At 38.9% G+C, this 6,731-nt stretch carries 9 protein-coding genes; 2 read left to right on the plus strand and 7 right to left on the minus strand.

Features of this window, described 5'->3' with window-relative positions:
• Positions 1-56 precede the first annotated feature (56 nt).
• Positions 57-929, plus strand: a complete 873-nt coding sequence (locus QZU77_RS05435) for a hypothetical protein (protein WP_295601165.1) — start codon at positions 57-59, stop codon at positions 927-929.
• Positions 930-938: 9 nt separating this feature from the next.
• Positions 939-1,826, plus strand: a complete 888-nt coding sequence (locus QZU77_RS05440) for a PhoU domain-containing protein (protein WP_295601168.1) — start codon at positions 939-941, stop codon at positions 1,824-1,826.
• A gap of 40 nt (positions 1,827-1,866) precedes the next feature.
• On the opposite strand, the gene QZU77_RS05445 is transcribed toward QZU77_RS05440, so the two are convergent.
• The 7 genes from QZU77_RS05445 to QZU77_RS05475 are packed head-to-tail and all read right to left on the minus strand — an operon-like array spanning position 1,867 to position 6,334.
• Entirely contained in the window at positions 1,867-2,709 is an 843-nt protein-coding gene (locus QZU77_RS05445) for a fumarate hydratase (protein ID WP_295601171.1), read from the minus strand.
• 51 nt (positions 2,710-2,760) lie between these two features.
• Positions 2,761-3,000 carry a 4Fe-4S binding protein gene (locus QZU77_RS05450; RefSeq protein ID WP_295601174.1) on the minus strand — a complete coding sequence of 80 codons (240 nt, stop codon included), beginning with the start codon at positions 2,998-3,000 and terminating at the stop codon, positions 2,761-2,763.
• An 11-nt stretch (positions 3,001-3,011) separates the two neighbouring features.
• Positions 3,012-3,512 (minus strand): 4Fe-4S dicluster domain-containing protein, encoded by a 501-nt coding sequence (locus QZU77_RS05455; RefSeq protein WP_295601177.1) that lies wholly within the window; start codon positions 3,510-3,512, stop codon positions 3,012-3,014.
• 11 nt (positions 3,513-3,523) lie between these two features.
• Complete coding sequence (gene porB, locus QZU77_RS05460; RefSeq protein WP_394350524.1) at positions 3,524-4,393, minus strand: pyruvate synthase subunit PorB; 870 nt, start codon at positions 4,391-4,393, stop codon at positions 3,524-3,526.
• A 2-nt stretch (positions 4,394-4,395) separates the two neighbouring features.
• Positions 4,396-5,544: a pyruvate synthase subunit PorA gene (gene porA, locus QZU77_RS05465; protein WP_295601179.1), complete on the minus strand. Its 1,149-nt coding sequence runs from the start codon at positions 5,542-5,544 to the stop codon at positions 4,396-4,398.
• Positions 5,545-5,557: 13 nt separating this feature from the next.
• On the minus strand, positions 5,558-5,800 hold the full coding sequence (porD, locus tag QZU77_RS05470) for a pyruvate synthase subunit PorD (RefSeq protein ID WP_295601182.1): 243 nt from the start codon (positions 5,798-5,800) through the stop codon (positions 5,558-5,560).
• 12 nt (positions 5,801-5,812) lie between these two features.
• On the minus strand, positions 5,813-6,334 hold the full coding sequence (locus tag QZU77_RS05475) for a pyruvate ferredoxin oxidoreductase subunit gamma (RefSeq protein WP_295601185.1): 522 nt from the start codon (positions 6,332-6,334) through the stop codon (positions 5,813-5,815).
• Between the last annotated feature and the right edge of the window lie 397 nt (positions 6,335-6,731).

The raw sequence follows: 6,731 nt of genomic DNA on the forward strand, positions 1-6,731 counted from the left end.
AAATAATATTTATGTATTAATTAATTTTTTTTTAATTAAATTTTAAGGTGAAAATTATGAATTATAAAAAACTTATACTTGTAGGTTGCATTTCAGCATTTGTTGCTGTTCTAACTTCGGTAATGGGAGTTGCAGGTACTGTTATAGGTTCAGTAGTTTCATCAGTGCTGTACAACATGCTTTCAGAGGCACTGGAAAAACCTATTGAAAAAGCAACATTCAGCCATAAATTCGAATGGGATGTAGCATACATTTTCCCGCTGGCGGTCATAGGATTAATCCAGCTGCTGTTAATTTTCGCTTTATTATCTGAATTTGGAATTCTGCCACACGGATTCCTCAGCGCATACCTGTCATTGCAGCACCTTGCAGAAAATAACCTGTACAGGATTCTGGGTGTGGCAATGCTTGTGATCAGTATATATCCATTGGTTGTAAAGCCGGACATAATCAAGAAATCCTACGGTGGAATCATTGCATTTGTCGGTTTGATATTCCTGGCTAGGGGATTTGTGGATGCCGGAAATGTCATTACAAACATGTACGATATCATTTTCGCATACTTTGATTTGCCGATAGCTCTAATCGCATTGATCCTGATTGTATTTGTAATATACAACATTTTATTCTCTGCAAGGGAATCAGAAAAGGAATTCAAAACAATGAAACATCAAATAAACGAGCAAAACTTCTCACAAGAGCATGCTCAAAATAAACATCATTCCAGAAAACATGATGATTTCGATTACGCCCAGAAAAGAAAAAGCATTCGCGTAAGAAATCATGAAACAGTAAATCATCCTAAAAATGATTCCGAGGTCATGTTCAGGGAACATGTTGAGGTTGAAAAACCCCAAAGGGGCATCAACAAGTCTTCAGGCAACATTCAATTCGAGTCAAATGACCTGTTGGACGATTACAAGAAATAGCTGATAATTATGAGTAAGAAGGACAAGACATTAAAGGACATATTGGATTTTATCCTATATGAAAACCCGTCAACACAAGATGAAATTGCAGAAAAACTGGGAATCACACGAAGATACGTTACTCAACTATTGCAGCCTCTCGTCAAGGACGGGACTGTTAAAAGGGCTTACATGATTGACCTGAAAAGTTATGAGAAAATCGCCGAGTCATTAAGTGACTATACTGCCCCCAAAGCAACCACGGGCAATGCCTTAGTCAATGACATGCTCTCCAACATGGCCCATCATGTCCACTCCCAACTGGAAACTTCCTTCGACGCCATTCTAGAGCATGATGTGGACAAGGCGAACAAGGCATTGGAGATGGATTTTGCAACAAACAACATGGTTGAAAAAATCAGGACTTCAGTGGAGACCATCATGAGCATAAACTATCATTCCGAATTTTCAAAGTCACTTCTTTATAATGAAGTGGCTTATGACCTGGAGCGTATCGGCGATTACTGCGGCCATCTTGCCAAGTTCGTAATCAATGACGTTTATGAGATTGATGACAATATCGTGAAGAAGCTGAAGAAAATGTACAAGACCGCTCAGAAGATGATACGCCTTGCCATGAAGGCATTCATTGAGGCGGAAACTCACCTTAAGGATGACCTGATGGAGCTTGAGGATTCGATTCATATCATGCAGTCCAAGGCAATCAACCTGATTGCAACCCAAATGGCTGAAAGCTCATTCGATGAGAAGGAGCGTTCAAATTACTTCATATACCTCTTTAGGGTAATCAAGGCTTTTGACCGAATAGGAGACATTTCCGTTGAGATGATGGATGTTGCAGTGGAGTTCCATGAAAACATTCCAAGACCAACCACTCCAAGATCATTCAGATATTAATTCGAAAAAAAGAAGGGGATTAGATTATTATTTTTTCTATCTAATCGTCATATATTTTTGTTGTAGCATGCCTGTCTGCCCAGCATTGTATGCAAACGCCTACCGGAAGGCCTGCAGTATGGGTGTGTGCTTTTAGTATTTTAACGTCCAATGTTGTTGTTTTTCCACCCAGTCCCATTGGACCTATTCCTGAAGCGTTTATCTCTTCAAGTATTTCTTCTTCTAGCTTTGCTATTTCAGGGTCAGGGTTTCTTTCACCCACTTTTCCAAGCAATGCCTTTTTACCTAATTTTAAACATAAGTCTGAAGTTCCTCCGATTCCAACGCCGATTACTGTTGGCGGGCATGGTTTTCCTTTTGCCTTAAGAACTGATTCCACGACGAATTCCTTTATGCCTTGGATTCCTTCGGCAGGCAATGCCATTTTCATTGCATTGTTGTTTTCTGAACCGAATCCCTTCGGCAGGATTGTTATTTCAAGGTAGTCCTCATCTATAAGTTCAATGTCTATTGGTGGGATGTATTCTCCAATGTTGATGTTTGTGTTTTCGCGTGTGAGCGGATCGACGATGTTTGGCCTTATAGGTATCTCCCTTGTTGCCTTGATTATTCCTTCCTCTATTCCTTCGCGAAGGTTTTCCACTTCAACGTTGCCCAGTTTCACAAAAACGACAGGCAAACCTGTATCCTGGCACATCGGAATGCCCTTCTCTTCTGCAAGTTCAATATTTTTCAAGATGGCTTCAATATTTAACCTTGCAAGGTCATGTTCCTCTATTTTAAGAGCCTCTTCTAGTGATTTTTTGACATCCTCTCCAAGGACGATGACGGCTTGCTTGTAAAGTTCATAAACAGTATTCTTAATAGTATCTTTTGAAATCAAAATAAAACCCTTTATAAAATCAATTAATCATATTTATGGATTTTGAAATATTTAAATTTTAATTATGTCGAAAGGGCAGGCCTCAACGCAATCTCGGCATCTGGTGCATTTTTCTCCATTTATGGTGATTGCTCCGCCCAAAACTTCAACGGCATTCTCGCTGCACGCCTCAAGGCATGGTGCTTCTGATGGTTGGCAGTTCATACAAAATAAGATGGGAGTGTCAACATTTGGTGTTTGTTGACAACTTCCGCAGGTTGTACAGTCAGTACAATTTCCTGAATTAAACATAATTCTATTTTTTATTCTTCTAATACAAGTCTTGCTCTTGCTTGACTTGTAATCACATGGACAAAACCGCTCTTCTTGCCTTCAGGCTCATATAATCCAGCCATTTTAGCCAGGAATTTTTCCTGATTTTTGGCTTTGATCTTAGCCGGGTCAGCAATAGTAATAGCTCTTTTTGTACATGCTTTAATACATGCAGGTCCTTCGTCCCTGTCAGCACAGAGGTCACATTTCTCAGCAGTGCTTGCCTGGAAGGTCATAGCACCGAATGGACATGCCATCACGCACAATCCGCAGCCGATACATTTCTCGGTGTCCACGCCTTCGTCATCGATTGCGTCGGTCGGACAGATTGTGATACATGGTGCGTTTTCACAATGTTGACATACAATGGAATAATACATAGAATGATGTTCTATTATTTTTATTCTACTAGCGCTATGTACAGATGCGCACATGTTTTCACAGTTCATACATCCGTCACATAAATGGCTGTTTACAGAAATTTTTTCCATTGTCTTTCCTCCTATAAGCCTAACTCTTCACACTCTGCATCTACGTATTTTTGTATTTTCTCAATGAGCTCGTCGCTTAAGTGTCTGAATCTTTTTTGAGGTGCCAAGTATTCTTTTACAGGTTTTCTTTCTTCAGGCCTGTAAGTGATGTCGAACTTGCCGTTTTCGATTTCATATAAAATCCATGATCCAGTCTCAACAGCTAACCTGCCCATTTCGATTGTTTTGTTGGATGGGAATCCCCAACCGGTAGTACATGGTTGCTGCAAGTGAATATATGCAGGGCCTTTGGTTTCTGCAGCTTTTTTAACTTTTTTAACGTAATCTTCAGGGAATGCTATGGATGCGGTAGCAACATATGGTATTCCGTGGGCTGCCATAATCATAGGCATGTTCTTCTTAGGCTTGTCTTCACCGAAACTGGCGCTGCCCATAGGGGAGGTGGTTGTTGTAGCTCCGAATGGAGTTGCTCCACTTCTCTGGATACCAGTGTTCATGTATGCTTCGTTATCATAACAGATGTAGGTCATGTTATGTCCCCTTTCCATAGCTCCTGAGAGTGATTGCAGACCGATGTCCACTGTTCCTCCGTCACCACCGAAAGCGATAACATTGACGTTTTCTTTTCCTTGAATTCTGAGTGCACTTTCAACACCGGATGCGACTGCTCCTGAGTTTTCGAATGCAACGTGAATGAATGGAACTTCCCATGCAGTTTCTGGGTATGGGGTGGTCATAACTTCAAGACAACCGGTAGCGGAAATAGCTACAGTATTTTCACCAAGTGCATTTAAAGCCAATTTAACTGCGATAGATGCTCCACAACCAGCACAACCTCTGTGTCCTGGTGCCAATAAGTTTTTATCAGGTATGTCCACCATATCTATTCCTCCTTAAGTCCAATCCATGTGACTTCTTTTTCAGGCACATTTTTAGTTTTTTCATAAATCTCCAAGATTGCATCAGGGGTGATGTCCCTTCCACCTAAACCGGCGATGAATCCGTAAGCGTCCTTGTGTATTTTTGCCTTGATGTCGGTGTATAATGCTCCGCCGATACCGAAGGTCACGTTCTTGTCGATGACTGCTAATCTTTCACAGTTTTTAACGGCTTCATCAATCGCTTCAACAGGGAACGGTCTGTAAGCTCTGATTTTAAGCAATCCTACTTTTTCGCCTTTTGCTCTTAATTCATCAACTATTACTCTGAGTGTACTGCAAAGTGAACCCATAGCAACAAATATAATGTCTGCATCCTCTGTTTTGTATGGATCTACAAGACCATATTTTCTTCCGAAAATTTCTGCGAACTCATCGCAAGTCTGCTGGATTACCTCAAGGGAGTTTTCCATTGCCACTTGCATGTCATGTCTTGCTTCAAGATAGTAGTCAGGATCAGCTAAGTTACCAATAGACATTGGGTTTTTAGGATCCAAGAATGCATGTTCAGCTTTGTATGGAGGTAAAAATTCATCGACTGGTTCTTGGTCTGGAATTTCTACAGGTTCTACTGTGTGAGTTAAAATAAATCCGTCTAGACATACCATTGAAGGCAGTAACACTTTAGGATTTTCAGAAATCTTATAAGCCATTAAAGTAGTGTCTAATGCTTCCTGTGCATTTTCAACATAAATTTGTAACCATCCTGCATCTCTTTGTGCAATGGAGTCTTGCTGATCGTTCCAAATGTTTAATGGTGCAGAAATTGCCCTGTTTGCATCAGCTAAAACGAATGGTGTTCTCATACCTGCCGCTGCAAATAATATTTCGTGCATCAGCATCAATCCTTGGGAGGATGTTGCTGTAAATACTCTTACTCCGGTTGCACTTGCTCCAACTGCAGCACTTATTGCACTGTGTTCTGATTCTACTTTAACATATTTAGCATCGATTTTCTCATCAGCAACATATTGTGCTAAATATTCAGAAATTGTAGTTTGTGGAGTAATTGGATAAACAGGAATAACTTGTGGCTTAGCCAATCTTGCAGCTTCTGCAACTGCTTTGTTTGCGGTCATTACTTCTCTTATCATTAAATCACTCTCTTTATTCTTTTACCATATCAATTGAATCTGAAGGACATTCATTTGCGCAGATTCCGCATCCTTTACAGTAATCGTAATCGATATCGTGTTGCTTGTTTACGCAGGAATCCGGACAAAATACAATGCAATTGTCACAATCAATACATTTTTCTTTGTCTAAAATAGGTTTGAAAGTTCTCCAACTTCCGGTCTTATTGTTTTTACTACTTCCAGGGGTTGTTATTACACATCCTATACTTACCATGATCTCACCTTTTTATCCCATTTCGTAAGCCTTTTGTGTAGCTTCAGCATTCAACTCTCCGATTTTTCCAGGGAAGGTTTCTTTAATAACTTCTACAAGGGATTCAATACTAACAACATTGGTCTTTTTAGCAAAATATCCTAAGATGATTGTGTTTACAATATTACGTCCTAACATATCAAGCGCAATTCCAGTTGCGTCAATATCGTATACTTTGTGTTCTCCACTTCCTTTGAATTCAGTAGTGTTGATGATGACTTCAGTGTTGTCTTTGATTCCTGAAAATACGTCCACTACTTTCAATAGTCCGTCGTCTAAAACTAATACGTAGTCTGGATTGTAGATTTGATATCTCAAATCGATTGGCTGATCATCAATTCTGGTGAAAGCCATAACTGGAGCTCCTCTACGTTCAACTCCAAAGAATGGGAAAGCCTGAACAAATTTGCCGTCCTTAAATGCTGCTTTAGCCAAAATTTCAGCAGCAGTTACAGAACCTTGTCCACCTCTACCATGAAAACGAATTTCAATCATTAATTCTCCTCCATATATTTATCATGTATAATCATTATAAATTCTAAAATATATAAATTTTATGTTAAAATCCGATTTTTGAATAAAAATGTTTAATTTTTTCTGAATTAATCTTTTGTTTTTTGCTTATTTTATTAACAATGCTTTTAATTTTTCCAATAGTTTTCTATACAATTTTAAAATCTTTCATGATAAAATAAAAACTTTTTTAAGAAAATTTAATATATTATACTAATATAATATTATTATAGTTTATCTGAAAAGTTTGTACTATTTTTGGTATGTTGATTTTGTAGTATTTTTTTTAATGTTGGAAAAATAGGTCGAATAAGAAGAGACAATTGCTTGTCTCCCCTCTTCTAAGAACCGTACGTGTCCCTTTTAAGACATACGGCTC

The sequence above is a fragment of the uncultured Methanobrevibacter sp. genome, from assembly GCF_902774605.1.
In the GTDB taxonomy this organism is placed as follows: domain Archaea; phylum Methanobacteriota; class Methanobacteria; order Methanobacteriales; family Methanobacteriaceae; genus Methanocatella.